The sequence below is a fragment of the Burkholderia sp. Tr-862 genome (assembly GCF_011753085.1).
GTDB lineage: Bacteria > Pseudomonadota > Gammaproteobacteria > Burkholderiales > Burkholderiaceae > Burkholderia > Burkholderia ambifaria.
Genome location: NZ_VWWG01000037.1, coordinates 1 through 26,836, shown reverse-complemented (window position 1 = coordinate 26,836; position 26,836 = coordinate 1). Strand labels below are relative to the sequence as shown.

Sequence of the window (26,836 nt, the reverse complement as noted above, 5' to 3'; positions counted from 1 at the left end):
CGGAGCATACGCATGTCGGACTCCAATGCCCGTCAAGCGCCCGGCGAGGGCAAGCGTCTCGTCGTCGGCGTGTCGCTGTTCGTGCGCGGCGCCGGCCAGTCGCTGTGGGAAAACGGCATCTTCCAGAACTGCCTGCTGCTGATCCTGCTGCTGCGTCAGTCGCCGCACGTCGCTCAAGCCGTGATGGTGAACGGCGGCGAACAGCTCGCCGATCCGCAGTTGATGCTCGGCGAATGGGACGTGCCGCTGCTGTCGATGGACGAAGCGCTGCAGCGCTGCGACGTGCTGATCGAAATGAGCGCGCAGTTCAGCGCCGATTACCTGCGCGCGTTCCGCGACCGCGGCGGCAAGGTCATCACGATGCGGGTCGGCAACGACTACGTGATCGACATCGAGCGCGCGATGTTCGACAAGCCGTCGGGCTTCCTGTTCTCGGGCGCGCCATACGACGCGGTGTGGACGATTCCGGAATTCGAGCGCTCGTGCCTGCACTATTACCAGACGGGCCTGCGCGCGCCGGTGACGATCGTTCCGCACATCTGGCATCCGATGCTGTTCGACAAGGCGCGCGCGACGCTCGGCGCCGGCCTGTCGTTCGGTTATCAGCCTGGCAAACCGCGCTGGCGCGTGACGATGTTCGAGCCGAACATCTGCATGGTGAAGACGAGCATCATCCCGATGCTGGTGACCGAGGAGGCGTATCGCGCGAAGCCCGAATTCCTCGAGTTCGTGCGCGTGTGCAACACGCTGCACCTGAAGGAACATGCGACGTTCGTGCACTTCGCGAAGAGCCTCGACATCGTGAACCACGGGATCACGACGTTCGAAAGCCGCTACGCGGTCTACGAGTTCATGGCGGCCTACGGCGACGCGGTGGTGTCGCACACGTGGGAAAACGCGCAGAACTACCTGTACTACGAACTGCTGTACGGCGACTATCCGCTGATCCACAACTCGCCGTTCCTCGGCAAGGCCGGGTATTTCTATCCGGACTTCGATTGCCAGGCCGGCGGCCGCGCGCTGCTGCAGGCGTTCGACGAACACGACGCGAACCTGGAAGCGTATCGCGAGCAATCGAAGCACGTGCTCGACTCGGTCAGCATCTACAACCCCGACAACGTCGCCGCGTATTCCGACGCGATCGCGTCACTCTATCGCGACGCATGACGCGCCGCCCTCTTCGGACTCCGACATGAACGCATACCGGCCCCTCTCCCGCGCGAAATGGCTGATCGGCTGCGCCGTCGCGTCGATCGCGATCGGCGCGCACGCGCAATCCGGCGGCGAATCGGCCGACGCACTGCTGCGCGATGCCGACGCGGTCTTCAAGCAGCTCGACGCCGGCCAGTACGGCGCGGTATGGGCCGATTCCGCCGCGTTCGTGAAGACACGCATCAAGCAGGACCAGTTCGCGGCGGACATGCAGCGCGCGCGCCAGTCGGTCGGCACGGTCCGCCATCGCGGCTGGGCGCAGGTCACGCGCATCCGCTACACGAACGCACCGGCAACGCCCGACGGGCTTTACGCGAACGTCGACTACGCGACGACGCTCACGACCGGCACGACCGTGTACGAAAAGCTGAGCTTTCGACTCGACGACGACGGCCGCTGGCACCTGACCGGCTATGTGCCGCGCCAGGGGCAGGATTTCACGCCGTAAGCCGCACAGCGCCCGAAGCGGGCGATGTAAATCAACCTCGCGATTACGATCAACGTGCAGCGCGACGCCACGCAGTCGCGGATGATGGACACGTTCATCGCCCCGTCGCACATGAAAGCCGATGCACGCCGGGAATCCGGAGGTTTCGGTAAGAACTGACGGTGCGCTTGCCGGGCATCGCATGCCCGCGGTCGGTGAGCGTCAAGCGCGGCGCGCAAGCGGACGCGACGCTTGCACGCCGTCGGCGCGCCGTGCGGCAAACGCGCGGCCATGCCGGCGTCCAATGCGCGCCAGCCTCGTGAAACAGCGGAGTGCGGCGCCGCTGACCTGGCCGGCGCGCCTCGCGAGGCTGCCGGATACACCGCAGGCGATCGCCGAATCTTCGCCGCAGGCGCCCGCAAACACGCCGGCGTAGTAGTGCCGTGCCGCGAGGTCGCGGCCGTCGGCGTCGAGCGGCTTCATCCGGTGAATGTGGTGCGCGACGGCCTGCAGGCCGTCGAGATACGGCGCGACGTCGATCGGCGTATCGGTCGATTCGGCACCGAGCTGCCACAACATGTCGGCCAGTTCGGCGATCGCGACGAGTTCGCGCGCATTGGCCGCCTGCGTGCCCGTTCCGTGCCCGGCCATCTTCGTTGCCGCCATGCCCACGCCCCTTTGCGATCCATCGTTGCCCGATGCCGGCGCCCGGCGCCCGCGCCGCTGCGTCATGCGGCGGCCGGCGACTGCCAGGTGAAGCGAATGCCCTGCGCCCATGCGACGCCGGAATCCAGGATGATCTGCCGGTCGGTCTCGTTCTCCACGCCTTCGACGACGACGTGCCGCGCGCTTTCGTGCGCGAACGCGATCAGCCGGCGAAACTGGTAGCGCCCGATCGCGTTGCGCTTGATCAGCGACAGGACCGACCTGTCGAGCTTCACGATATCGGGGTTGCCGACCACCAGGTTGTTCAGTGCGCTGAAGCCGACGCCGAAGTCGTCGATCGCGACGCGGCAGCCGGCCTGGCGGAACCGATTCACGAACGACCGGCCCGCGACGGGGTTCAGCGGCCCCGTCTCGGTGATCTCGACGACCAGCCGCGCCGCGACGGACGGCTCGCGCTCGAGTCGCCTGAAGATGGCCAGCCACGCGTCGTCCACCACCGCGCTCGCCGCCGCGACGTTGCAGCCATACACGGCCTGCGGATCGGCACGCAGCGCGTCGATCGTCCGGCCCACTACGAGCCGGTCGAACCAGCGCATCAGCCCGAGCGACTCGAGGCGCGGCAGGAACGCGAGCGGCGGCAACGCGTCGCGCGATCCCCAGCGCAGCCGCGCGAGGCATTCGTGATACAGCACGCCGCCCGACAGGTCGGCGCGGCAGACCGGCTCGCGCGCGAACCCGAGCCGGCTTTCGACGAAACTGCGTACCGACGCAAGGTCGGGGTGATCGTCAGGCGCGCCGAACACGAGATCGATTTCGTCCCGATTCGCTACGCTGTTCGCCTCCAGGCGAGGTTCGACCGCATTCATCCGGCGCTCCGGCAATTGTCGGGCCGCCGATGACGGCCCGCGCTCTCGATACATGTGGCGCGAGCCGACCACGACACGCGCCACCGCCTACCCGGCCCATCCTCTTGTTTCGATCTTTTCAGGGAGCGTACTTTTCATTTCAGCGCGCCGTCAAATCCGATATTGTCAACGATATTCAAATACGAGAAATACACCACGCATGCACGTCGCAGACAGTGCGACAGGTTACACAAAACCATCGGCGATATTGTGATCGATTTTTCAAGGGTCTCGTTTCAAAATCAGACACCCGCTATTTCGTCTGATTAATATCCGGTAGCCAAACGATATCCGGACATGTCGCCCGGATTCGCCGCGAGGCCCTGCGGGCCATGTCACCAGCGGATTCCCATCGGGCATTCGGTCTTCGCAGAATTCAATTTCGCCGTTTCAAACGATATTGAAAATAGCCAAACGATAATTCGCCCAAATAAAATGACAATATCGGTCCGAACTATACGGCATTTGTCGATTGAAAGATCTTTAACAATCTTTTCGATTTGTTAACCTATAAAATGATTTCTGACGGACTTCCCTCGGAGCCGTCAATTTCGTGCCTTCAAAAACCGTCGAATCTTCCCCGGTTCGGCGGTTTCTTTTTTACGGCATGATTTTCATCAGACATTAGCGCGAGGCCACCGGCCGCGGCAGGCGTCACGCAAGCTCAAGCAGCCGTCGCGCCAATAAGGTTCGCGAGCAGCGCGTCGTATTCGGCGACGAGCGCGGGGTTTGCCGACGTATAGCGGCCGAGGATCTCGCGCTGGCGCCGCGTGTACCCCTGCCAGTCGTCGTCGTGCGTGTGCAGCGCGTGCAGCAGCGCCTGCGCGCCCTTCTGCACGTCGTTGTCCGGATAGTAGTAGCCGAGATCGGGCGCGAGGCTCGCGTTGTGCACGAGCGGATAACCCTGCCAGCACACGTCGAAATAGAAGTAGTTGAGCGGGTTCGACCATTGATGCGACACGACGATGTCGGTCAGGTCGGCAAGGAACAGCGGCGTGTCGAAGCGCCCGACGAAGCTCGCCTTGCCCGCGCGCACGATGTCCAGGTAGTTCATCAGCATCACGAACTCGGGGCTGTCGTGCGCGAGACGGTCGGCGTTCGTCACGTGCGTGAAGCAGATCGCCTCGGGGTCGCTGCGATACGCCTCGTCGATGATCAGCATCGGGTACACGCAGAACTTCACGACGTTGTGGTTCGGCTCCATCACCGTGAGCCGCTTGCCCGGCTCGCTGCGCGGCCGGTATTCGCCGTGCTCGGGCAGCGACGCCGCACGCGCGCTCAGGAACATCGGATCCCACACGAACGGCACGACGCGCCCAGGGCAGCGACGCAGCGATTGCAGGAACGGCAGCGACGACGGCGCGATCTGCGGAATCGCCCACACCTCGTCGTAGCCGCGGTTGATGAAGAGCGAATCCCACAGCCGGCGGCCGAACAGCATCGACTCCATCGCGTTGATGTACTCGACGCCGCAGCAATAGCTGACGATCTTCGCGCCGCGCGCCTTCAGGTAGTCCGTCTGCGCGGCGTCGATCTGGCCGCCGAGCTCGATCACCACGTCGAGCGCATCCTTCATGTCGGCGAATGCGCGCGTGTCGTACACGGTGCGATCCCACGGCAGCGCGTCGGTGAGCGACACGTCGGTCGTGTTGACCAGCGTCACGCGATAGCCATGCGGCGACGCCATCAGCAGCTTCGCGAGAAACAGCGCGTTCTGCTTGATGCCATTGATCCACAGGCTTTCGTCGGGGGCGCGCAGACCGATCGTGATACCGATGCGCAGGCCGTTCAGGACAGGAGACGTCATCGTCGGCGGGACGGGAAATTGAATGGACGCAGTGTAGCGCGCGGCACGCGGCCGCGCGAGCAATCCGTCAGTCTAGCGAAGCGCGGGCCGCCAGACTGTCATGCATGGTCATACGCAGTGCGGACGACGTCGGCTGCGCGGCTCGGGATTCGCCACGCGCGCCGCCGGCGGCCAGATGCGACAAGGCCGGCGTCGCGTCCCGAGACGCTCCGCCGGCCATGTGCGGCACACACTCCGGTCAGTCTTCCGCCATCACCAGCAACTGCGCGCCATCCGCGACCTGATCGCCGACGCCGTACAGCACTTCCGCGACGACGCCCGTGCCCGGCGCGCCGATCGTGTGCTCCATCTTCATCGCTTCCATCACGATCAGCGGCGTGCCGGCCTCGACCTTCTGGCCCGGCTCGACCAGCACCGCGATCACCTTGCCGGGCATCGGCGCGGTCAGGCGGCCGCCGCCATGCTCGGCATCGCCCGCGTGCGCGAGCACGTTGCGCCATTCGAACGTCTCGGCGACACCCTGCGTGAACACGTGGAAACTGTCGCCGTCCGCATACACGCGGCCGCTGCTGCGCACGCCGTCGAGCGTCACGTCGAAGTCGAGCGGCGTCGCGCCGCGCGTCCACGCGAACGGCTGCGCGGCCGCGTCGCCGGTGGCGAGGCTCGCGCGGCCGCCATTGTCCTCGTAGGTAACGGTCACGTCCGCTTCACGATCGGGTGCGTGCCATTCGAGCGTGCGGCGATAGCCGCCGTTCAGCCGCCAGTCCGGCAGCGCATGCCACGGCGACACGCCCTGCTGCGCGGCCGCCCCGCGCTCGCGCGCGAGCAGCGCCGCGCAGGCCAGCGCCAGCGTCGCACGCGGCGACGGTTGCGGCGCGAACAGCGCATCGTGGTTGCGCTCGATCAGGCCCGTGTCGAGATTGGCGGTCGCGAACGGCTCGCACGCGACGATCCGCTGCAGAAACGCGGCGTTCGTGTGCAGGCCGACCACTTCGCAAGCCCGCAGCGCGCGCAGCATCCTGCCGAGCGCTTCCGCGCGGTCCGCGCCGTGCACGATCAGCTTCGCGATCATCGGATCGTAGAACGGCGTGATCGCGTCGCCTTCGCGCACGCCGCTGTCGACGCGCACCGGTGCGCCGATCGCGAACTCGACGCCTTCCGGCAGCCGCAGGTGCTTCAGTGTGCCGGTGGACGGCAGGAAGCCGCGCGCCGGATTCTCCGCGTAGAGACGTGCCTCGATCGCGTGGCCCTGCACGCGCAGTTGGTCCTGCGTCAGCGGCAGCGGCTCGCCCGATGCGACGCGCAGTTGCCACTCGACGAGATCGAGCCCGGTGACCATCTCCGTGACCGGATGCTCGACCTGCAGGCGCGTGTTCATTTCCATGAAGTAGAACGCGTCGGCCGTCATGATGAATTCGACGGTGCCCGCCCCGACGTAATGCACCGCGCGCGCGGCCGCGACGGCCGCCTCGCCCATCGCGCGACGCAGGTCGTCAGGCAGGCCCGGCGCCGGCGCTTCCTCGAGCACCTTCTGGTGACGGCGCTGCACCGAGCAGTCGCGATCGAACAGGTAGACGGTGTTGCCGTGCGTGTCGCCGAACACCTGCACTTCGACGTGACGCGGGCGCGTCAGGTATTTCTCGATCAGCACGCGGGCGTTGCCGAAGCTGCTCGCGGCCTCGCGCTGGCACGACGCGAGCGCCGCCCGGAAGTCCTCCGAGCGCTCGACCACGCGCATCCCCTTGCCGCCGCCGCCCGCGCTCGCCTTCAGCAGCACCGGGTAGCCGATCTCGTCGGCTTCGCGATGCAGGTTGGCCGTGTCCTGGTCGTCGCCGTGATAGCCGGGCACGAGCGGCACCGCCGCCGCGTGCATCAGCGCCTTCGCGGCCGCCTTCGAGCCCATCGCCGCGATCGCGTCGACCGGCGGCCCGATGAACACGATGCCGGCCGCTTCGCATGCGTGTGCGAAATCCTCGTTCTCCGACAGGAAGCCGTAGCCGGGGTGGATGGCCTGCGCGCCGGTCGCGCGCGCGGCCTCGATGATGCGCAAGCCGCGCAGGTAGCTGTCCGCGGCCGCCGCGCCGCCGATATGCACGGCTTCGTCGCATGCGGCGACGTGCTTCGCGTTCGCGTCCGCGTCGGAATAGACGGCGACGCTCGCGATGCCGAGACGTTTGCACGTCGCGGCGACGCGGCAGGCGATTTCGCCGCGGTTGGCGATCAGAATCTTGTCGAACATGGCTTCGGTGTCGTCCGGAAAGTTATTGGCACGCCGTCATTCACGCCACGAAGGCGTGCGCTTCTCGAGGAACGATGCGATCCCTTCGCGTGCTTCCGCGCCGGCGCGGGTGCGCGCGATCCAGTCGGCGGTCTGCTCGATCAGCGTCGCGTCGAGCGGCCGCCCGGCCACGTCGGCGACGAGCCGCTTGCACGCCTGCACCGCGTCGGGTCCGTTCGCGACGAGCGCCGCGGCCAGTTTCGCAACCGTTTCGTCGAGCGCCTCGGCCGGCACCGCGTCGTGAATGAAACCGAGCGACGCGGCGCGCGCGCTGTCGAACACTTCGGCCGTCGTGAAGTAGCGGCGCGCCGCGCGCTCGCCCATCGCGCGCACGACGTACGGCGCGATCGTCGCGGGAATCAGCCCGAGCCGCGCCTCGGACAGGCAGAACTTCACGCCGTCGGCGGCGATCGCGATGTCGGCCGCCGCGACGAGGCCCACGCCGCCCGCATAGGCGTCGCCATGCACGCGCGCGATCACCGGCTTGCCGCAGCGATGGATCGCCTCGAGCATGCGCGCGAGCTTGCGCGCATCGGCACGGTTCTCGTCGTCCGAGTAACCGGCCATCTTCTTCATCCAGTTCAGGTCGGCGCCCGCGCAGAACGCGGCGCCTTCCGCCGCGAGCACGATCGCGCGCACGCCTGCGTGCGCGTCGAGCCACTCGAACGCGGTGGTCAGCTCGGCGATCGTCGTCTCGTCGAACGCGTTGCGCACGGCGGGGCGCGCGAGCGTGACGGTCGCCACGCGGTCGGCCTCGTGTACCTTGATCGTTTCGTATCGCATCGGTCAGCCCTCCCGGCCGTTACATGCGGAACACGCCGAAGCGCGTGTCGTCGATCGGCGCGTTCATCGACGCGGCGAGGCCAAGCCCCAGCACGTCGCGCGTCTGCGCGGGGTCGATCACGCCGTCGTCCCACAACCGCGCGCTCGCGTAGTACGGATGCCCCTGGCGCTCGTACTGATCGCGGATCGGCTGCTTGAACGCATCCTCCTCCTCGGCCGACCATGAGCCGCCCTTCGCCTCGATGCCGTCGCGACGCACGGTCGCGAGCACCGACGCGGCCTGCTCGCCGCCCATCACCGAAATCCGCGCGTTCGGCCACATCCACAGGAAGCGCGGACCGAACGCGCGGCCGCACATCCCGTAGTTGCCCGCACCGAACGAGCCGCCGATGATCACCGTGAACTTCGGCACCTTCGCGTTCGACACGGCCGTCACCATCTTCGCGCCGTGGCGCGCGATGCCTTCGTTCTCGTACTTGCGGCCGACCATGAAGCCCGTGATGTTCTGCAGGAACACGAGCGGGATCTTGCGCTGGCAGCACAGCTCGATGAAATGCGCGCCCTTCACGGCCGATTCGGAAAACAGGATGCCGTTGTTCGCGATGATCCCGACCGGATGGCCCCAGATGTGCGCGAAGCCCGTGACGAGCGTCGTGCCGAAGCGCGCCTTGAATTCGTCGAACTCCGAATCGTCGACGATGCGCGCGATCACCTCGCGCACGTCGAACGGCTTGCGCGTGTCGACCGGAATCACGCCGTACAGGCTCTTCGCGTCGTAGCGCGGCGGCTTCGGTTCGCGCAGCACGACCGGCAACGCGATCTTCGGCGCGAGATGATCGACGATGTTGCGCGCGATCGACAGCGCATGCGCGTCGTTCTGCGCGAGATGGTCGGCCACGCCCGACAGGCGCGTATGCACGTCGCCGCCGCCGAGATCCTCGGCGCTCACTTCCTCGCCGGTCGCGGCCTTCACGAGCGGCGGACCGCCGAGGAAAATCGTGCCCTGGTTCTTCACGATGATCGACTCGTCGCTCATCGCCGGCACGTACGCGCCGCCCGCCGTGCACGAGCCCATCACGACCGCGATCTGCGCGATCCCCGCGGCGGACATCGTCGCCTGGTTGAAGAAGATGCGGCCGAAGTGGTCGCGATCGGGAAACACGTCGTCCTGGTTCGGCAGGTTCGCACCGCCCGAGTCGACGAGGTACACGCACGGCAGCCGGTTTTCCGCGGCGATTTCCTGTGCGCGCACGTGCTTCTTCACGGTGATCGGGTAGTAGGTGCCGCCCTTGACCGTCGCGTCGTTGCACACGATCACGCACTCGCGGCCCGCGATCCGGCCGATGCCGGTGATCACGCCCGCGCCGGGCGCGTCGTCGTTGTACATGCCGTTGGCCGCGAGCTGCGAGAACTCGAGGAACGGCGCGCCGGGATCGAGCAGTTGCGCGATCCGGTCGCGCGGCAACAGCTTGCCGCGTGACAGGTGCTTGTCGCGCGCGGCCTGGCCACCGCCTTGCGCGAGCTGTTCGATCTTCGCGCGCAGGTCGGCGACGACCGCCTCCAGCGCCGCGGCGTTCGTGCGGAATTCTTCCGAACGCGGGTTCAGTTTCGATTCGATGATCGGCATCGACGGGGCTCCGTTCGCGTGACGTGGGGCGTTACATCGTTTCCGCGAACAGCTCGCGGCCGATCAGCATCCGGCGGATCTCGCTCGTGCCGGCGCCGATCTCGTACAGCTTCGCATCGCGCCACAGACGACCGACCGGGTATTCATTGATGTAGCCGTTGCCGCCGAGGATCTGGATCGCCTCGCCGGCCATCCACGTGGCCTTCTCCGCCGTATAGAGGATCACGCCCGCGCAGTCCTTGCGCACCTGGCGAATATGGTCGCTGCCCGCCGAGTCGAGATGGCGGCCGACCGCGTACAGGTAGGCGCGGCATGCCTGGAACGTCGTGTACATGTCGGCGACCTTGCCCTGGATCAGCTGGAACTCGCCGATCGACTGGCCGAACTGCTTGCGGTCGTGGATATACGGGACCACCGCGTCGAGACACGCGGCCATGATGCCCGTCGGGCCGCCCGAGAGCACCGCGCGCTCGTAGTCGAGGCCGCTCATCAGCACCTTCACGCCGCCGTTGAGCTGGCCGAGGATGTTCTCCTCCGGCACCTCGACGTCCTGGAACACGAGCTCGCCCGTGTGCGACCCGCGCATGCCGAGCTTGTCGAGTTTCTGCGCGACCGAGAAGCCCTTCATCCCCTTCTCGACGATGAAGGCGGTGATGCCGCGCGGGCCGGCGTCGATGTCCGTCTTCGCGTAGACGACGAGCGTGTCGCAGTCGGGGCCGTTGGTGATCCACATCTTCGTGCCGTTGAGCACGTAGCGGTCGCCGCGCTTGTCCGCGCGCAGCTTCATGCTGACGACGTCGGAGCCCGCATTCGGCTCGCTCATCGCGAGCGCGCCGATGTGTTCGCCCGACACGAGCTTGGGCAGGTACTTCTGCTTTTGCGCGTCGGTGCCGTTGCGGTGGATCTGGTTCACGCACAGGTTCGAGTGCGCGCCGTACGACAGGCCGATCGACGCCGATGCGCGCGAGATCTCCTCCATCGCGACCATGTGCGCGGTGTAGCCCATGTTCGCGCCGCCGTATTCCTCGGCCACCGTCATGCCGAGCACGCCCAGATCGCCGAACTTCTTCCACAGATCCATCGGAAACTGGTCGGTGCGGTCGACCTCCGCCGCGCGCGGCGTGATTTCCTTCGCCGCAAACGTCGCGACGGCGTCGCGCAGCATCTCGATGTCTTCACCGAGCATGAATTGCACGCCGGGCAGGTTGATCATGTCTCCTCCGTCTCCAGAAAGTGGGTCGCACGCGCCGATTTCTGAGTTTCGCTCAAATCGGATCAATGCGTCGATTCATTAAGCCAATACAGCGGAAATTTTGCACAGTTTCGCGCCTCGTCCGGCTTGGCGTCAATAGTTTTTTGAGTGATACTCAGATATCATCGCAGCATGACAGCCGCTCCCGCCGACACCATGACCGCCACTGCCAGACCCGACCGCGCCGAGCCGTCGCGCGCACCCGCCGGGCGCAAATCCCAGCAGCGCGTGCAGGACATCCTGCGCGCCGGTCGTGAAGTGTTTGCCGAAAAGGGTTACGAGCATGCGACGGCCGCCGAGATCGCGCAGCGCGTCGGCGTGTCGGAGGCGACGGTGTTCAGCTATTTCCGCGGCAAGCGCGAGCTGTGCGCACGCGTGATCGCCGATTGGTATGACGAAATCATTGCCGCGTTCGAACACGGGATGCCGGTGGAGGCGTCGGTGCAGCAGCAGTTCGCGTTCATCGTGCGCACGCACCTGCGGCTGATGCTGGTGAACGGCACGGGGCTGTGCGCGCTGGTGCTGTCGGAGGGTCGTGCGAAGCAGCATGCGCTGAGCGACGAGCTCACCGCGCTGCAGCGCCGCTACACGGCGCCGCTGATGGACGTGCTCGCGCGCGGCCAGGCAGCCGGGCAGGTGCGGCGCGACATGCCGCTGAGCCTGCTGCGCTCGATGGTATTCGGGCCGATCGAGCACGTGCTGTGGGATGCGATCCTCGGGCACCGCAAGCTCGATACGGAAACGACGGCCACGCAACTGATCGACATGCTGTGGGCGGCCGTGCAGCCGCCCGCGCCGGAGCAGGCGGCGTTGGTACGATTCAGGAACGAGGTCGCGGAAGCGGTGCGGCGGCTGGAAGGGCAAGCGTCACGCGCGTGACGCCGGCGGGTTTCGCCTGCCGCCCCGCCGCCTCTTCTGCGCTGTGTCGCGGAACCGACCGCTACGAATCCTCGCCAACCCGCAACGGCGCGCGGCTCTGCTCGTTGTTCAGATGGACGAACTTGCGCAACAGCCGCATCAGTTCCTCCGAATCGTCCTCTCCCATCCCGTCGAACAGGCCGGCACGCAGTTCCTTCACCGACGGAATCAGGTGCGTGAGCAGTTCCACGCCCGCCGGCGTCAGCAGCAGGCGCCGCTGACGCCGCGGCAGCACTTCGCGGACGATCAATCCTTTCGCTTCGAGCCGGACCGCGAGATCCGCGGTGGTCGACGTGTCGAGCGCCACCCGCTGCGCGAGCGTCACCTGGTCGAGCCCCGGGCATTCGTAGAGCATCCGCAGGACCGCGTACTGCACCGGCGTCACGTCCCGGCCCAGCTTTTCGTAGAACATCGCAACCGCGATCTGGTGTGCGCGCCGGATCAGGTGCCCGGGTTCGTCGTACAGATCGAGCGGGAATGCCGGCGCGTCGGCGGGATTCGTTTTTTCCATGGATGAGTCGATGACATAGGCGGCGCACGCCGTTGCGTGCACCGACGGCATGGCGCTGCCTTGCGCCATTTCCCGGGAAAACCAGTATACCGCCCGCCTTGCTCCAGCCAATCTCAATGCGTACACTGAATCACATTCAGTACACGGAATGACGACGTGCCGCGTACCGGCGGCACCGCCCTGAAGGAGACGATGAACGTGTTTCTCAAGAACGCTTGGTATGTGGCCTGCACGCCCGATGAAATCGACGGCAAGCCGCTGGGCCGCAAGATCTGCAACGAGCCGATGGTGTTTTACCGCGCGGCGGACGGCCAGGTCGCCGCGCTCGAGGACTTCTGCCCGCACCGCGGCGCGCCGCTGTCGCTGGGTTTCGTGCGCGACGGCGTGCTCGTGTGCGGCTATCACGGGCTGGAAATGGGCTGCAACGGCAAGGCGGCCGGCATGCCGGGGCAGCGGGTCGGCGGCTTCCCGCCGATTCGCAGCTTCCCCGTCGTCGAACGGTACGGCTTCGTCTGGGTGTGGCCGGGCGATGCGTCCGAAGCCGACCCCGCCAGGCTGCCCGCGCTGTCGTGGGCCGAGGATCCGGCCTGGGCACACGGCGGCGGCCTGTATCACATCCGCTGCGACTACCGGCTGATGATCGACAACCTGATGGACCTCACGCACGAAACGTACGTGCATGCGACGAGCATCGGCCAGAAGGAAATCGACGAAGCGCCGCCGAAGACGACCGCCAACGGCGACGAAGTCGTCACGAGCCGCTTCATGCAGAACGTGATGCCTCCGCCGTTCTGGCAGATGGCGCTGCGCGGCAACGGGCTGGCCGACGACGTGCCGGTCGACCGCTGGCAGATCTGCCGCTTCACGCCGCCGAGCCACGTGATGATCGAAGTGGGCGTCGCGCATGCGGGCCACGGCGGCTACGACGCGCCGGCCGAACTGAAGGCCTCGTCGATCGTGGTCGATTTCATCACGCCCGAGACGGACAACTCGATCTGGTACTTCTGGGGGATGGCGCGCAACTTCCGGCCCGACGATCACGCGCTGACCGCCGAGATCCGCGAAGGCCAGGGCAAGATCTTCGCCGAGGATCTCGAGATGCTCGAGCGCCAGCAGCTCAACCTCGAGCAGTGGCCGGACCGCAAGCTGCTCAAGCTGAACATCGACGCCGGCGGCGTGCTGTCGCGCAAGGTGATCGAGCGGCTGCTCGCCGACGAACATGCGTCGAGCCCGCAGCGCCCCGTGATTCCGGTCGCGCAGATCAAGGAGGCGTCATGAGCGCCGCGACGCTGACGGTCCGGGTCGCCCGCAAGTGGCAGGAAGCGCGCGACATCTGCGGCTTCGAATTCGTCAGCGACGACGGTTCGCCCTTGCCGCGCTTCGACGCCGGCGCCCATATCGACGTGCATTTGCCGGGCGGCCTCGTGCGCCAGTACTCGCTGTGCAATCACCCGGAGCACGGCGATCGCTACCAGATCGCGGTGCTGCGCGATGCCGACGGCCGTGGCGGCTCGCGCGCCATTCACGACGAAGTCCGGCAAGGCGATACCGTGCGGATCGGCCTCCCGCGCAATCAATTCCCGCTCGCGCCCGATGCACCGCACCACCTGTTGCTCGCGGGCGGGATCGGCGTCACGCCGATTCTCTGCATGGCGGAACGGCTGTTCTCGTCCGGCATCCCGTTCGACATGCACTACTGCGCGCGCTCGACCGACCGCATGGCCTTCGTCGAGCGGATCAACGCGGCCGGGTTCCATGACCGCGCCCGCTTCCACGTCGACGACGGCGACCCCGAGCAACGCTTCGACCTGGCCTCGGTGCTCGCCGCGGCGCCTGACGGCACGCACCTGTACGTCTGCGGCCCGCGCGGCTTCATGGATGCGGTGCTGAACGCCGCGCGCGAGCGCGACTGGGCGGACGAGCGGCTGCATTACGAGTTCTTCGGCGGCGCGGTTGCGTCGTCCGGCGCGGATCGCGCGTTCCAGGTCCGGATCGCGAGCAGCGGCAAGGTGATCGACGTGCCGGCCGAATGCACGGTCGTCGCGGCGCTGGCGGCCAACGGCGTCGAGGTTCTTACGTCGTGCGAGCAAGGCGTATGCGGCACCTGCGTGACGGGCGTGCTGGAAGGCGAGCCCGATCATCGCGATTCGTATCTGACGGAAGCGGAACAAGCGGCCGGCGACCAGTTCATGCCGTGCTGTTCACGATCGCGAACCGACCTGCTGGTACTCGATCTGTAGACGGACCGCGCGGCGCGCGGCGGAAAACCACAATACTGGAGCCGATCAATGGAGCATCATGCCGCACCACCAATCAATACTACTAAGTTTCCGATCGACCGATGGTGGGTCGCCGCGCTGTCATCCGAACTGACGGACAAACCCGTCGCGCGCACGTTGCTCGGCCGCCCGGTCGTGCTGTTCCGCTTGCCGTCCGGGGAAGTCGGTGCGCTGGAGGATCGCTGCTGCCACAAGTCGCTGCCGCTGTCGTGCGGCTCGCTCGAAGCGCGCGGCCTGCGCTGCGGCTATCACGGCCTGCTGTTCGACCGCGGCGGCGTCTGCGTGGAGATTCCCGGCCAGGACCGGATTCCGGCGAAGGCGTGCGTGGCGTCGTATCCGGTGCGGGAACAAGACGCCATCGTGTGGATCTGGATCGGCGCCGACGCGCACGCTGAACCGACCTGCGCGCCGCCGCGCTATCCGTTCCACGCGGATCCGCAATACCGGTTCGGCGGCGGCCACTACCATTACGATGCGCCGTATCAGCTGATTCACGACAACCTGATGGACCTGAGCCACCTCGGCTATGTCCATCTGAAAACCATCGGCGGCAACGCGTCGCTGCACATGGGCGCGGAAACCCGCGTCAGCACCGAGGGCGATACGGTGACGCTGGTCCGCCGCATGCCGGATTCGGAGCCGCCGCCGACCTACACGGCGGCATGGCCGTTCGCGGGCCGCGTCGATCGCTGGCAGGAAATCGAATTCCACGTGTCGCACATCCGGATCTGGACCGGCGCGATGGACGCCGGCACCGGCGACCTGCACGATCCGGCGCGCGGCGGCTTTCACATGCGCGGCTTCCACGGCATCACGCCCGAGACGGAAACGACCACGCACTACTTCTGGACCGTCGCGACCAATCCGCAGCACGACATCGAACGCGTCGCGCGAACCGTCATCGAGCAATCCGCGGCGACATTCGACGAGGACAAGACCGTGATCGAAGCGCAATACCGGAATCAGCTGCGGTTCCCGGACCGCCGCCAGATCGACATTCATGTCGACGCGGGCCCCAATCGCGCGCGGCGCGTGATCGAGCGGCTGCTGCTGCAACCCGAACCCGCGTAGCCATCGCGCCGGCGGGCGTATCCCGGGCTGCCCGTCAGCCCATGCAATCACTTTCGTCCCATTCGCTACGGCAGTGCGTCGATTTCATCCCATTCAATTAGTCATACTATTCTTATGAAGGATCTTTGACGTGAGCGCAAATATCCGCAATACGATCGACGAATCCCCGATGAGCGTGTTCTAGACGATGGCGGTCACGGCCTGCGTCGTGCTGAACATGCTCGATGGCTTCGACGTGCTGGCCATCGCGTTTGCCGCGCCGCATCTGGCCGCCGAGTGGAAACTGAGCGGCAAGGAAATCGGCCTGCTGCTGAGCGCGGGGCTGGCTGGCATGGGCATCGGCTCGGTACTGATCGCGCCGCTGGCCGACCGCGTCGGCCGCCGCCGCATCATCCTGCTGTGCCTCGCCGTGATCTCGACCGGGATGCTGGCCTGCGCGGCCACCCATAGCACGCTGCAACTGGCGGCCGCACGTGCGTATACGGGGCTCGGCATCGGCGGCATGCTGGCGAGCCTGACCGTCATCAGCGGCGAGTACGCATCGAACAAATGGCGCAGCGCAGCGATCGGCATGCAGTCGACCGGCTACGCGATCGGCGCCACCGCCGGCGGCGTCATCGCCGGTTACCTGCTGTCGACGTGGGGATGGCGCAGCGTGTTCGCGTTCGGCGGCATCCTGACCTTGATGTCGATCCCGATGGTGCTCGCGCTGCTGCCGGAATCGCTCGACTTCCTGCTGGCGCGGCGTCCGGACAACGCGCTGCCGCAAATCAACCGCATCCTCGCCAGAATGAAGCGCGCACCGATCGACACGCTGCCGGCCACGACCGCTTCCATCGACACGGCGAACCCCGCGTCGAGCTGGACGGCCGTGCTGCGCGCGCCGCTCACGCGCCGCACGATCGCGCTGTGGATCGCGTTCTTTCTCGTGATGGGCAGCTTCTACTTCGTCGTGAGCTGGACGCCGAAACTGCTGGTCCAGGCCGGGATGTCGGCATCGCAGGGCGTGACCGGCGGCGTGCTGCTCAATCTCGGCGGCATCGCGGGCGCCTCGCTCTTCAGCCTGCTGTCGACGCGGTTCGGCCTGCGCAACCTGCTGGGCGCGACGCTGCTGCTGGGCGGCGTACTGATGGTCGTGTTCGGCGCGAACACCGGCTCGCTCGGCATCGGCATGACGGTCGCGGTGTTCCTCGGTGCGGTGATCAATGCGTGCGTGGCCGGCATGTATGCGCTGTCGCCGACGCCGTATCCGGCCGAGATCCGCACGACCGGCATCGGTCTCGCGGTCGGCATCGGCCGCCTCGGCGCGATCCTGTCGCCGATGACGGTCGGCGCGCTGCTGGACGACGGCTGGTCCGTGTCCCATCTCTATCTCGCGTTCCTCGTGCCGCTGGCCGGCGCGGCAATCGCCGTCGCCGTGGCGGGCGCGCGCGCCGCGGCACCGCACCGGCAGCGCGACCCGGCGCTGTCGTAACGCACGACACCCGCAGGCTTGACCGATACCCGTCGGTACCCCGGGCATGTCCGGGGCAATCAAAAAAACGATAAGTAGATCTACATACTGTTTGGAGACAGCCATGAAAGCGAAACTGGGCGTCGCGCTCGCGACGGCGATGGCGCTGGCCGGACCGGCCTGCGCGCAAAGCAGCGTCACGCTGTACGGGATCATCGATACCGGTGTGTCCTACTACAACAACGCCGCGCACGGCGGGTCGTTCACCGGGATGCCGACGCTGACCGGCGAGGTGCCGTCGCGCTGGGGCCTCAGAGGCACGGAGGATCTCGGCGGCGGCTACCAGGCCTTCTTCGTGCTCGAAAACGGCTTCCAGCCCGGCACCGGCGCACTGAACTATGGCGGACGCCTGTTCGGGCGGCAGGCGAACGTGGGCGTGAACAGTCCGTTCGGCGCGCTGACCCTCGGCCGCCAGATGAACATGTCGATGATCGTGCTGACCAATGCCGACGTGATCGGCCCGTCGATTCATTCGATGGCGGATTTCGACTCCTACCTGCCGAACTCGCGCAGCGACAATGCAATCGGCTACAAGGGCACGTTCCACGGCGTGACGCTCGGCGCCACCTACAGCTTCGGCCGCGACGCGGCCGGGCCGGCTGGACCGTCGGCGACGGGCTGCGCCGGCCAGGTGCCCGGCGACATCGTCGCCTGCCGGCAGTACACGGCGATGCTCGCCTATGACGCGAGCAATTTCGGGCTGGCCGCCTCGCACGACGTGATGCGCGGCGGCGGCGGCGCGCTCGCGCCGCTGAACAATCCGGCGTACACCGACACGCGCGACATCGTCGCCGGCTACGTGAAGATCGGCCCCGCGAAACTCGGCGCCGGATGGATCCGCCGCAACCTCGCGGCGGCCGAACACCTGCAGGCCGACATCGTGTTCGCGGGCGGCACGTACTACGCGACGCCCTACCTCGCGCTCGACCTGCAGGGCGTGCGCTACCTGCAGCGTCGCGAAAACAGCCAAGGCGGCACGAACGCCACGCTGCTCGTCGGCCGCGCGAACTATTTCCTGTCCAAGCGGACGACCGTCTATACGTCGGTGGGCTACATGTTCAACAGCGCCACCGCCGCCAATGCGGTGGCCGCGGGTGGAACCGTCGCGACAGGCAGCAACCAGCTCGGCGTCATGGCCGGGATTCAGCAGAAATTCTGACGCCCCGCGCAGCGTCGTTGCGGGCGGCTCGCCGCCGCCCGCACAGGCGCGTGCCGGACGTCAGCCTTCCAGCCGGCAATGCGCGAGCTTCAGCCCCGGCAACACGGGCGCATCGATATAGCCTTCGTTCACGCAGCTGAAGCGGAAATTCGCGGACGCCGTGAACGGCTTGATCTCGCCGCCGGGGAATTTCGGTTTCAGCGCTGCCTGGTCGGCCACGTCGAAGTGCGTGTCGAACTGTTCGCCGTCGGTCGTCAACGCGCCGAAGTACGTGCCGCCCGGGTCGCTGCCCATCCGGATCACGGCGCCGACGAACACGAGGCGCTTGCCGTCGTACTTCGTCTTCGCGGCGGCCATGTCCCGCGTGTAGGCCTCGATCACTGCGCCGTAATGCGCGTCGATCGCGGGCTCGGCGGCCGAAGCCGCGCAAGCGGTCTGCTGAATGCCCGCCAACAGCGTGCAGGACGCAAGCGTCACCGCCGCGAACGGCGCGGAAATCTTGTTCATGGGTGGTCTCCCCTCTAGCGTGGTGATTGAAGTGATTGAAGCCCGGCGTTATGCCGGATGAATTCGCTTCCGTTGCTTTATTCGTTCGAATGGCGGAACACGGCTGCGATCACTTCACCACCCGCGTGGTCGACCGCGGCGCACGCTCGCGCTGCACGCGACGTGACGGGAAGATGACATGGTGCGGCCCCCGGCTCTCAATGAATTTCACTGCGTCTGATTTTGGCCGCTACGGTAGCAGACGGCAGAGGGGCCGGCAATCGCGGGGCACGGTCCGTATCGGCCCATTACAATTGCAAACGATTCTCATTACATATATCATGCGCATCCTGCCGCAGCGGCGCAGTGAAGCGCTGCGGCCTGTGCCCTCGTCCTTAGCACTCCGTCATTCATCGATTCATGCCATCCCGTCGAACGCCCCGCCGCGCGCGGACCCTGCGCCCGTGGCGCGCGAGCCTGCCTGCCCTGATCACCCTTTGCGTCGCCAGCGGCGCGCACGCGGATGCCGAACCTGCCGCGGCGGCATCCGCGCCCGCGTCGGTATCGCCGCCCGAACGCGAACTGCCGACGATCAGCGTCAACGCGTCGGCGGTCGCGGATCCGACCGTCGGCTATCAGCCGCGCACCAGCAGCATCGCGGGCGGCGATGAGCGCCCGCTCAAGGAGATCCCGCAATCGGTCGCCGTGGTCAGCAGCAGCGTGATGCAGGACCAGCAGGCGCGCTCGCTCGACGACGTGCTCGGCAACATCAGCGGCGTCACGCAGACCAACACGCTCGGCGGCACGCGCGACGCGTTCATCAAGCGCGGTTTCGGTTCGAACAACGACGGCTCCGTGCTCGTCGACGGTGTCCGCACGCCGGTGCTGCACAGCTATCTCGCGACGATCGACCGCGTCGAAGTGCTGAAGGGCCCGGCTTCGCTGCTGTACGGAATGCAGGATCCGGGCGGCGTGATCAACCTCGTCACGCGCAAGCCGGAGGACACGTTCGGCGGCTCGATCTCCGCATCGCGCACGAGCCACGGCGGCAGCAGCGCGCAGTTCGACCTGACGGGCCCGCTCGGCAAGCCGGGACAGGTCGCGGGCGGCACGCTCGCGTTCCGGCTCACCGGCGACTACGACACGAGCCGCTACTGGCGCAGCTTCGGTCGCGAACGCAACGCGCTGATCGCGCCCGCGCTGTCGTGGCACGACGCGAACACGTCGATCGACGTCAGCTACCAGTACGTCGACTACACGATGCCGTTCGATCGCGGCACCGTGCTCGTGAACGGCCGCCCCGACGATTCGCTGCGCTACCGCCGCTACGAGGAAGCCTGGGCGCAAAGCGGCGGAATCCAGGAAACGCTGCGTGCGCGGGTCGAGCACCGCTTCTCCGACGCGTGGCGGGTGCGCGCGACGTACGGCTGGGGCCGCGACCGCTACGATCAGTACATCACCCGCGCCACCACCTTCAACAGTGCGACCGGCGCGATGACGCGCACGTCCGACGCGAACCTCGGGCGCAACGACTCCGACCAGATCGCGACGCTCGGCCTGCTCGGCAACCTCACGCTCGCGGGGATGAATCACGCGCTCTACATCGGTGGCGAATACGAACGGCAGCGCAGCTTCCGCGGCGACACGATCCGCGGCAAGGCGACCAAGGGCTTCGATCTCTACGATCCCGTCTACGGCCTGCTTGCGCCGGGCGGCACGCCGAGCGCGAAGCAGAGCGATTCGCGGTCGTTGGTCCACACGTATTCGATGATCGTGCAGGACTCGGTGAAGATCACCGACCGGCTCACCGCGGTCGGCGGGCTGCGCTGGGAGGACTGGCAGCAGGAATCGGGTATGGGGCGGCCGTTCGCGTTCGCCGACCGCTCGCACGGCAACGTGTGGCTGCCGCAGTTCGGGCTCGCGTATGCGCTCACGCCGTCGCTGACCGCGTATGCGAACGTGAGCCGCTCGTTCAAGGCGAACGTCGCGTCGAATGTCACGTCACCGCTCGCGCCGGAATTCGGCCGCGTGCTGGAAGCCGGCCTGAAGTTCAGCCTGAAGCCGGGCATCACCGGCACGCTCGCGGCCTACCAGATCGACAAGCGCAACGTCGCGGTGACCGTCGGCGACATCACGTCGACGATCGGCACCGCGCGCTCGCGCGGGATCGAACTCGACGTCGCGGGGCAGATCACGCGGCACCTGAGCCTGATCGGCAGCTACGCGTACACGAACGCGAACGATCGCGACAGCAACACGTCGCTCGTCAACGTCGCGCGCCACACCGGCAGCCTGTTCGCGGTGTATGACACGGCGCTCGGGAACCTGCCCGGCCGCTGGCGCTTCGGCGGCGGCGCGCGGCTCGTCGGCGCACGGCCCGGCGACACCGCGAACAGCTTCACGCTGCCCGGCTACGTGACCGTCGATGCATTCGCGGCCTACGAGACGACGATCGGCAAGTTCCCGACGCGCATCCAGCTCAACGTGAAGAACCTGCTCGACAAGACCTACTATCCGTCGAGCAACAGCAACCTGATCGTCGCGGTCGGCGAGCCGCGGCTCGTCACGCTGACGACGACGGTGTCGTTCTGACGCACCGTCGCACCGGACGGCCGGCGCCGCGCGACGCGCGCGACGCGCGCCGGCCGGCGACACGAACCGGTATGAACTGAACGCGCTATCAGCCGCCCGCGAAATCGAGCAGGATCTTGCAGCTTTCCGCGGGATGGCGCTCGGCCATCTCGAACGCCTGCGCGACGTCGCGAAAGCCGACCTTGTGTGTGACGATGTGCTCCGGCTGGATCAGCCCGCGGGCAATCCAGTCGATCACCTGCGGGAACATCGCGCAATTGAGCCGCGATGCGGCGAGCGTGAGCTCCTTCTTCGTCAGCTCGGCCTGCACGATCGCCGACGGCTCCGACGAAAACCCGAGCACGCCGATGCGGGCCGCCGGCGCGGCGATCGTCACGGCCTCCTCGAGAATCGACGGATGGCAGACCGCATCGAAGATCAGCGTCGGGCCGCCGTCCACGCCGCGCTTGTCCAGCGCGTCGGGCAGCGACTCGACGCTCGTGTTGATGATCTCGTCCTCCGCCGCGCCGCACTTGCGCGCGAGTTGCAGCCGCGTGTCGAGCCGGTCGGTGATGAACGCGCGAATGCCGTACACGCGCTTGAGCACCTGCAGGATCGTCAGCCCGACGGTGCCGGCGCCGTAGATCAGCGCGACATCGCCCGGCAGCACGCCGGTGCGCGACGTCGCGTTCGCGGCCACCGCGAACGGCTCGACGATCGCCGCGCAGGTGTCGGCGATCGCGTCCGGAATCCAGTACGCATTGCCGGCCGGCACGCACGTGTACTGGCTGAAGCCGCCGTCACGGTGCACGCCGAGCACGGTCAGGTGCCGGCACACGTTGCGCCGGCCGATCATGCATGCGTGGCAATGCCCGCAGCTGATCACCGGATCGACCGCGACGGTTTCGCCGAGCCGCGCGGCATCGACGCCCGCGCCGACCGACTCGATCGTGCCGACGAATTCATGGCCAATGATGCGCGGGTACGACACGAACGGATTCTTGCCGTGAAAGATGTGCAGGTCCGACCCGCAGATGCCCGCATAACGCACCTTTACGCGCACCTCGCCGGCGGCGGGCACGGGCAGCGGCACCTCACGCACGCCCATGCTGTTCGGACGATCGACAACGACGCTCAACATTTCGGTTCTCTCCTTCGGATCTTCGCCGCTCACCAGTTCCACATCGAGCCGTCGCGCAGCCGCGCGACCGGCAGGTACGCGCGCTCGTACGGATATTTCGCGGCCAGCGTCTCGTCGATGTCGACGCCGAGGCCCGGCACGTCGTCCATCACGAGATAGCCGTCCTCGAAGCGATAGTTGTGCGGAAACACTTCGTCGGTCAGCGCGCTGTGCGGCATCAGTTCCTGGATGCCGAAGTTCGGCGCCCACAGCCCGAAGTTCACGGCCGCCGCCATGCAGACGGGCGACAGGTCCGTCGCGCCGTGGAAGCCGGTGCGCACCTGGTACATCGCCGCGTAATCGGCGATGCGCCGCACGTGCGTGATGCCGCCCGCGTGCACGATCGTCGCGCGGATGTAGTCGATCAGCTGGTCGCGGATCAGGTCCTTGCAATCCCAGATCGAGTTGAACACCTCGCCGACCGCGAGCGGCGTCGTCGTGTGCTGGCGGATCAGGCGGAATGCGTCCTGGTTCTCGGCGGGCGTCGCGTCCTCGAGCCAGAACAGCCGGTGCGGCTCGAGGTCACGGCCGAGCCGCGCGGCCTCGATCGGCGTGAGCCGGTGATGCGCATCGTGCAGCAGGTGCGGCGCATCGCCAACCGCGTCGCGCACCTTGCGGAACAGTTCCGGCGTGTGGCGCAGGTAGAGCGCGGTGTCCCACGGCTCCTCGGGCGGCAGGCCCTTCTCGGCCGGCTCGTACGCGCCGGCCGTCTTGCCGACGCCGTACACCTTGTCGAGCCCCGGCACGCCCGACTGCACGCGGATCGCGCGATAGCCGGCCTCGATGTGCGCACGCACCGCGTCGACTGCTTCCTCGTGATCGCGCCCGTTCGCGTGACCGTACACCATCAGGCCATCGCGGCTCTTGCCGCCGAGCAGCCGGTAGACGGGCATGCCCGCGAGCTTGCCCAGGATGTCCCACAGCGCCATGTCGATCGCGGCGATCGCCGTCATCGTCACGGGCCCGCGCCGCCAGTACGCGCCGCGATACAGGTATTGCCAGATGTCCTCGATGTTGCGCGGGTCGCGGCCGACGAGGCACGGGAACACGTGGTCTTCCAGGTACGCGCGCACCGCGAGCTCGCGCCCGTTGAGCGTCGCGTCGCCGAGGCCGTGGACGCCCTCGTCGGTCACGATCTTCACCGTCACGAAGTTCCGGCCCGGACACGTGACGATGGTCTGCAAGCGTTCGATTTTCACAGCGCTCCTCCAGCGGGCGATTCAGATGTCAGTCGACAAAGTAATGGGGCGCGCGGCTGCGCACTTCCGGCAGGTGCGAGCCGATCCGGTCGACGTGCGCCGCGACCGACGCGCCGAGCAGCGCCATGTTGCGCGACGCGATGTGCGCGAGGATCTGTTCGTGTTCCTGCAGCGCGCGGCGCGCGTGATCCTCGACGCGCTCGAGCAGCAGCCAGCGCACCCGGTCGAACTGGCGCTTCATCGGCTGCAGCATTTCCCACACGTGCGGCCGGCCCGCGAACGCGAACATCCGGCCGTGCATTGCCTCGTCGAGATCGAAGAACGCTTCGACATCGCCGGCGGCCACCGCGTCACGCTGGGCGTCGATGATCCGCGACAGCTCCGCCAGTTGCGCCGGCGTGATCTTCTGCGCGAGCTCGACGTGGTTCGCACATTCGAGCGTGCTGCGCGCGAAGCGCCCTTCCTCGAGGATCGACACCGGAATCGGCGCGACCAGCGTGCCGACCTTGCGGATGATCTGCACGAGCCGCTCGTCGGCGAGCTGCGCGAACGCTTCGCGCACCGGCGTGCGGCTGACCTTGATCGTCGTCGAGATCACCGCCTCCGACAGCGCGGTGCGCGGCGGCAGCGCGCCGCGCACGATCGCGTGGCGCAGCAGCGCATGCACCTGCTCCGTATATGACCGGCTCTCGTCCAGCGAGAACCCCTGCAACGCCGTGACGACGACGTCCGCTTCTTCCAGTACTGCCGTTTCGCTCATGGTGCGATTGATCCGACTCGATATCGATGACTACCATGGTACATAACCGGTCGAATTCAGGCGATCTGGCGTTTACACCAATAACCACGCGACGAAACTCGAAATAACCTGCATGCATTCGACCATCTACCATGGTACGCACCACCCCTGATCATCATGCCATCCGCCCCCGATTTCCTGCGCACCGCGCCGCCCGGCACCCGCCGCCCCCGTTATGACCGGCGGGCGGTCCGCACCGGCATCGTCCATCTCGGCCTCGGCGCATTTCATCGCGCGCACCAGGCGCTTCATACGGAAACGGTGCTCGAACAGGGCGATCTCCGCTGGGGGATCGTCGGCGTCGAGCTGCGCCGGCGCCATACCGTCGACCTGCTCGCCGCGCAGGATCACCTGTACACGGTGACCGAACGCGACGGCCACGGGGCACGCACGCGCATCGTCGGCGCGGTGCACGGCGCACTGTTCGCGCCCGAATCGCTGCCCGCGCTGCTGGCGCTGATCGCCGACCCGGCCGTGTCGATCGTGAGCCTGACCGTGACCGAGAAAGGCTATTGCCGCCGCCCCGGCGGCGGTCTCGATGCCGACGATCCCGCGATTCGCCAGGATCTCGCGACGCCCGACGCGCCGCGCACGGCGCTCGGCGTGATCGCGGCCGGCCTGCGCCGGCGGCCGGTCCATGCGCCGCTGACCGTCGTGTGCTGCGACAACATGACGTCGAACGGCGACACGCTGCGCGCGCTGCTGATCGACTATGCGGAACGCATCGACGGCGCGCTCGCGCGGCGCATCCGCGACGACGTCGCGTTCCCGAACAGCATGGTCGACCGGATCGTGCCGGCCGCGACGCCCGAATCGCTCGACTGGGCGCATGCGCATCTCGGCGCGCGCGACGCGGCCGCGATCGTCTGCGAGCCGTTCTCGCAATGGGTGATCGAGGATCGCTTCGCGGGCCCGCGCCCGCGCTGGGAAGACGCCGGCGCGCACCTCGTCGGCGACGTACGGCCCTACGAAACGATGAAGCTGCGGTTGCTGAACGGCTCGCATTCGGCGATCGCGTATGCGGGGCAGCTGCGCGGCCGCGCGACCGTATCCGACGCGATGGCCGATCCGGCGATCGCGGCACTCGTCGACGGCGTAATGACGCGCGACCTGCTCGCGACCGTCGACGTGCCGTCCGGTTACGACGCGCATGGCTATTGCGCGACGCTCGTGCAGCGCTTCCGCAATCCGACGCTCGCGCATCGCACCGAACAGATCGCGATGGACGGCACGCAGAAGGTGCCGCTGCGCTGGCTGCCGGCGCTGGGCGAAAGCGCGGCGACCGGTGTCGAGCGTCCCTACCTGGAACGCGCGCTCGCGCTCTGGCTGCACTACGTCGCCACCGCGCGCGACGAGTCGGGCCGGCCGCTCGCGATCAGCGATCCGGGCGCGGCCGCGCTCGGCGCGACGCTGTCGGCGGCCGGCGAGGCAACCGGCGCGGTTCGCGCCGCACTCGGCAGCAGCGCGCTCGCCGGTTCGACCGTGTGGCCCGATGCGTTGATCGCGCGCGTCGGCGCGCATCTGTCGACGCTGCGCACGCACGGCACCGACGCGCTGCTCGCGCCGTTGCACGCGCGCTGAACGAACGCTCGTCACGGTGCGCCGCAACCGCAGCGAACCGCGCAATGCCCCTTGCCCGCCGACGGCGATACCGACGCGGCGAACGATCGATCGACATGACATGACGGCCGGCCCACCGGCACGAAGGAGACAGACAATGAAGCAGAAGTCGCAGGCGTGGTTCACGGTGTTCCTGCTGTTCCTGGTGTACGGGATCAACTATCTCGACCGCGTCGCGCTGTCGATCGTCGCGCCGATCGTGCAGACCGATCTCGGCATCGATGCCGCGCAGATGGGCCTCGTGTTCAGCACGTTCTTCATCGGCTACGCGCTGTTCAATTTCATCGGCGGGCTCGCGTCCGACCGGCTTGGGCCTAAGCTCGTGTACGTGCTGTCGGTCGGACTGTGGTCGGTGTTCTGCGGGATGACCGCGCTCACCGTCGGCTTCGTGAGCCTGCTGATCGTGCGGCTGCTGTTCGGCATGGCCGAAGGGCCGCTGTGCTCGGCCGCGAACAAGATGGTCAACAACTGGCTGCCGCGCGACGGCGCCGCGACCGCGATGGGCCTGCTCAGCGCCGGCTCGCCGCTCGGCGGCGCGATCGCCGGGCCGATCGTCGGCCTGCTGGCCGCGCA

General features: G+C 67.3%; 23 protein-coding genes. 11 read left to right on the top strand and 12 right to left on the bottom strand.

The features are described 5' to 3' along the window. The first annotated feature begins 12 nt into the window (after positions 1–12). Together F3J14_RS13700 and F3J14_RS13695 are read left to right on the top strand one after the other, a co-directional pair. Positions 13–1,167, top strand: coding sequence for a DUF2827 domain-containing protein (locus F3J14_RS13700; RefSeq protein ID WP_006754840.1), 1,155 nt, complete (start codon positions 13–15; stop codon positions 1,165–1,167). A 25-nt stretch (positions 1,168–1,192) separates the two neighbouring features. Then, complete coding sequence (locus F3J14_RS13695; protein ID WP_166723442.1) at positions 1,193–1,660, top strand: DUF4019 domain-containing protein; 468 nt, start codon at positions 1,193–1,195, stop codon at positions 1,658–1,660. Between the two features lie 201 nt (positions 1,661–1,861). On the opposite strand, the gene F3J14_RS13690 is transcribed toward F3J14_RS13695, so the two are convergent. From F3J14_RS13690 to F3J14_RS13660, 7 genes are all read right to left on the bottom strand, one after another. Next, complete coding sequence (locus F3J14_RS13690) at positions 1,862–2,305, bottom strand: hypothetical protein (RefSeq protein ID WP_166723441.1); 444 nt, start codon at positions 2,303–2,305, stop codon at positions 1,862–1,864. 62 nt (positions 2,306–2,367) lie between these two features. Next, positions 2,368–3,171, bottom strand: a complete 804-nt coding sequence (locus F3J14_RS13685; protein WP_166723440.1) for an EAL domain-containing protein — start codon at positions 3,169–3,171, stop codon at positions 2,368–2,370. Positions 3,172–3,874: 703 nt separating this feature from the next. Beyond that, positions 3,875–5,017, bottom strand: coding sequence for a DUF2827 domain-containing protein (locus F3J14_RS13680; RefSeq protein ID WP_166723439.1), 1,143 nt, complete (start codon positions 5,015–5,017; stop codon positions 3,875–3,877). Between the two features lie 238 nt (positions 5,018–5,255). After that, positions 5,256–7,256 (bottom strand): acetyl/propionyl/methylcrotonyl-CoA carboxylase subunit alpha, encoded by a 2,001-nt coding sequence (locus tag F3J14_RS13675; protein WP_166723438.1) that lies wholly within the window; start codon positions 7,254–7,256, stop codon positions 5,256–5,258. A 36-nt stretch (positions 7,257–7,292) separates the two neighbouring features. Beyond that, positions 7,293–8,078, bottom strand: coding sequence for an enoyl-CoA hydratase/isomerase family protein (locus tag F3J14_RS13670; RefSeq protein ID WP_166723437.1), 786 nt, complete (start codon positions 8,076–8,078; stop codon positions 7,293–7,295). A 19-nt stretch (positions 8,079–8,097) separates the two neighbouring features. Next, positions 8,098–9,705 (bottom strand): carboxyl transferase domain-containing protein, encoded by a 1,608-nt coding sequence (locus F3J14_RS13665; RefSeq protein ID WP_166723436.1) that lies wholly within the window; start codon positions 9,703–9,705, stop codon positions 8,098–8,100. A 31-nt stretch (positions 9,706–9,736) separates the two neighbouring features. Next, complete coding sequence (locus tag F3J14_RS13660; protein ID WP_059532493.1) at positions 9,737–10,918, bottom strand: isovaleryl-CoA dehydrogenase; 1,182 nt, start codon at positions 10,916–10,918, stop codon at positions 9,737–9,739. Between the two features lie 171 nt (positions 10,919–11,089). Here F3J14_RS13660 and F3J14_RS13655 point away from each other — a divergent pair, with 171 nt between their 5' ends. Then, positions 11,090–11,836: a TetR/AcrR family transcriptional regulator gene (locus F3J14_RS13655; RefSeq protein WP_166723435.1), complete on the top strand. Its 747-nt coding sequence runs from the start codon at positions 11,090–11,092 to the stop codon at positions 11,834–11,836. 61 nt (positions 11,837–11,897) lie between these two features. On the opposite strand, the gene F3J14_RS13650 is transcribed toward F3J14_RS13655, so the two are convergent. Further along, complete coding sequence (locus F3J14_RS13650; protein ID WP_166723434.1) at positions 11,898–12,386, bottom strand: MarR family winged helix-turn-helix transcriptional regulator; 489 nt, start codon at positions 12,384–12,386, stop codon at positions 11,898–11,900. Between the two features lie 198 nt (positions 12,387–12,584). Here F3J14_RS13650 and F3J14_RS13645 point away from each other — a divergent pair, with 198 nt between their 5' ends. The 5 genes from F3J14_RS13645 to F3J14_RS13625 all read left to right on the top strand — a co-directional run bounded on the left by F3J14_RS13645 (position 12,585) and on the right by F3J14_RS13625 (position 18,408). Then, entirely contained in the window at positions 12,585–13,664 is a 1,080-nt protein-coding gene (locus F3J14_RS13645) for an aromatic ring-hydroxylating dioxygenase subunit alpha (protein WP_166723453.1), read from the top strand. Next, complete coding sequence (locus tag F3J14_RS13640) at positions 13,661–14,626, top strand: PDR/VanB family oxidoreductase (protein WP_166723433.1); 966 nt, start codon at positions 13,661–13,663, stop codon at positions 14,624–14,626. Before F3J14_RS13645 ends, F3J14_RS13640 begins: the two co-directional genes overlap by 4 nt. A gap of 48 nt (positions 14,627–14,674) precedes the next feature. Further along, complete coding sequence (locus F3J14_RS13635; protein WP_166723432.1) at positions 14,675–15,736, top strand: aromatic ring-hydroxylating dioxygenase subunit alpha; 1,062 nt, start codon at positions 14,675–14,677, stop codon at positions 15,734–15,736. 187 nt (positions 15,737–15,923) lie between these two features. Then, a complete protein-coding gene (locus F3J14_RS13630; protein WP_247682212.1) occupies positions 15,924–17,210 on the top strand; it encodes an MFS transporter in 1,287 nt (428 codons plus the stop codon). 103 nt (positions 17,211–17,313) lie between these two features. Next, entirely contained in the window at positions 17,314–18,408 is a 1,095-nt protein-coding gene (locus tag F3J14_RS13625) for a porin (protein ID WP_166723431.1), read from the top strand. A 60-nt stretch (positions 18,409–18,468) separates the two neighbouring features. On the opposite strand, the gene F3J14_RS13620 is transcribed toward F3J14_RS13625, so the two are convergent. Further along, positions 18,469–18,915: a hypothetical protein gene (locus F3J14_RS13620; protein ID WP_166723430.1), complete on the bottom strand. Its 447-nt coding sequence runs from the start codon at positions 18,913–18,915 to the stop codon at positions 18,469–18,471. Between the two features lie 399 nt (positions 18,916–19,314). On the opposite strand from F3J14_RS13620, the gene F3J14_RS13615 reads away from it, so the two are divergent. Next, positions 19,315–21,486 (top strand): TonB-dependent siderophore receptor, encoded by a 2,172-nt coding sequence (locus tag F3J14_RS13615; RefSeq protein WP_166723429.1) that lies wholly within the window; start codon positions 19,315–19,317, stop codon positions 21,484–21,486. 88 nt (positions 21,487–21,574) lie between these two features. On the opposite strand, the gene F3J14_RS13610 is transcribed toward F3J14_RS13615, so the two are convergent. The 3 genes from F3J14_RS13610 to F3J14_RS13600 are packed head-to-tail and all read right to left on the bottom strand — an operon-like array spanning position 21,575 to position 24,604. Then, on the bottom strand, positions 21,575–22,606 hold the full coding sequence (locus tag F3J14_RS13610) for a Zn-dependent oxidoreductase (RefSeq protein ID WP_166723428.1): 1,032 nt from the start codon (positions 22,604–22,606) through the stop codon (positions 21,575–21,577). Positions 22,607–22,635: 29 nt separating this feature from the next. After that, on the bottom strand, positions 22,636–23,844 hold the full coding sequence (manD, locus tag F3J14_RS13605) for a D-mannonate dehydratase ManD (protein WP_166723427.1): 1,209 nt from the start codon (positions 23,842–23,844) through the stop codon (positions 22,636–22,638). Between the two features lie 28 nt (positions 23,845–23,872). Then, positions 23,873–24,604, bottom strand: a complete 732-nt coding sequence (locus tag F3J14_RS13600; RefSeq protein ID WP_166723426.1) for a GntR family transcriptional regulator — start codon at positions 24,602–24,604, stop codon at positions 23,873–23,875. Positions 24,605–24,760: 156 nt separating this feature from the next. On the opposite strand from F3J14_RS13600, the gene F3J14_RS13595 reads away from it, so the two are divergent. Both F3J14_RS13595 and F3J14_RS13590 read left to right on the top strand, forming a co-directional pair. Continuing rightward, entirely contained in the window at positions 24,761–26,224 is a 1,464-nt protein-coding gene (locus tag F3J14_RS13595; RefSeq protein WP_166723425.1) for a mannitol dehydrogenase family protein, read from the top strand. A 136-nt stretch (positions 26,225–26,360) separates the two neighbouring features. After that, the coding region (locus tag F3J14_RS13590) for an MFS transporter (RefSeq protein WP_166723424.1) at positions 26,361–26,836 on the top strand (476 nt) is incomplete at its 3' end.

Coding starts and splice junctions, on each gene's coding strand:
- F3J14_RS13700 (WP_006754840.1), top strand. CDS start 13: ATGTCGGACTCCAATGCCCGTCAAGCGCCCGGCGAGGGCAAGCGTCTC.
- F3J14_RS13695 (WP_166723442.1), top strand. CDS start 1,193: ATGAACGCATACCGGCCCCTCTCCCGCGCGAAATGGCTGATCGGCTGC.
- F3J14_RS13690 (WP_166723441.1), bottom strand. CDS start 2,305: ATGGCGGCAACGAAGATGGCCGGGCACGGAACGGGCACGCAGGCGGCC.
- F3J14_RS13685 (WP_166723440.1), bottom strand. CDS start 3,171: ATGAATGCGGTCGAACCTCGCCTGGAGGCGAACAGCGTAGCGAATCGG.
- F3J14_RS13680 (WP_166723439.1), bottom strand. CDS start 5,017: ATGACGTCTCCTGTCCTGAACGGCCTGCGCATCGGTATCACGATCGGT.
- F3J14_RS13675 (WP_166723438.1), bottom strand. CDS start 7,256: ATGTTCGACAAGATTCTGATCGCCAACCGCGGCGAAATCGCCTGCCGC.
- F3J14_RS13670 (WP_166723437.1), bottom strand. CDS start 8,078: ATGCGATACGAAACGATCAAGGTACACGAGGCCGACCGCGTGGCGACC.
- F3J14_RS13665 (WP_166723436.1), bottom strand. CDS start 9,705: ATGCCGATCATCGAATCGAAACTGAACCCGCGTTCGGAAGAATTCCGC.
- F3J14_RS13660 (WP_059532493.1), bottom strand. CDS start 10,918: ATGATCAACCTGCCCGGCGTGCAATTCATGCTCGGTGAAGACATCGAG.
- F3J14_RS13655 (WP_166723435.1), top strand. CDS start 11,090: ATGACAGCCGCTCCCGCCGACACCATGACCGCCACTGCCAGACCCGAC.
- F3J14_RS13650 (WP_166723434.1), bottom strand. CDS start 12,386: ATGGAAAAAACGAATCCCGCCGACGCGCCGGCATTCCCGCTCGATCTG.
- F3J14_RS13640 (WP_166723433.1), top strand. CDS start 13,661: ATGAGCGCCGCGACGCTGACGGTCCGGGTCGCCCGCAAGTGGCAGGAA.
- F3J14_RS13635 (WP_166723432.1), top strand. CDS start 14,675: ATGGAGCATCATGCCGCACCACCAATCAATACTACTAAGTTTCCGATC.
- F3J14_RS13630 (WP_247682212.1), top strand. CDS start 15,924: ATGGCGGTCACGGCCTGCGTCGTGCTGAACATGCTCGATGGCTTCGAC.
- F3J14_RS13625 (WP_166723431.1), top strand. CDS start 17,314: ATGAAAGCGAAACTGGGCGTCGCGCTCGCGACGGCGATGGCGCTGGCC.
- F3J14_RS13620 (WP_166723430.1), bottom strand. CDS start 18,915: ATGAACAAGATTTCCGCGCCGTTCGCGGCGGTGACGCTTGCGTCCTGC.
- F3J14_RS13615 (WP_166723429.1), top strand. CDS start 19,315: ATGCCATCCCGTCGAACGCCCCGCCGCGCGCGGACCCTGCGCCCGTGG.
- F3J14_RS13610 (WP_166723428.1), bottom strand. CDS start 22,606: ATGTTGAGCGTCGTTGTCGATCGTCCGAACAGCATGGGCGTGCGTGAG.
- F3J14_RS13600 (WP_166723426.1), bottom strand. CDS start 24,604: ATGAGCGAAACGGCAGTACTGGAAGAAGCGGACGTCGTCGTCACGGCG.
- F3J14_RS13595 (WP_166723425.1), top strand. CDS start 24,761: ATGCCATCCGCCCCCGATTTCCTGCGCACCGCGCCGCCCGGCACCCGC.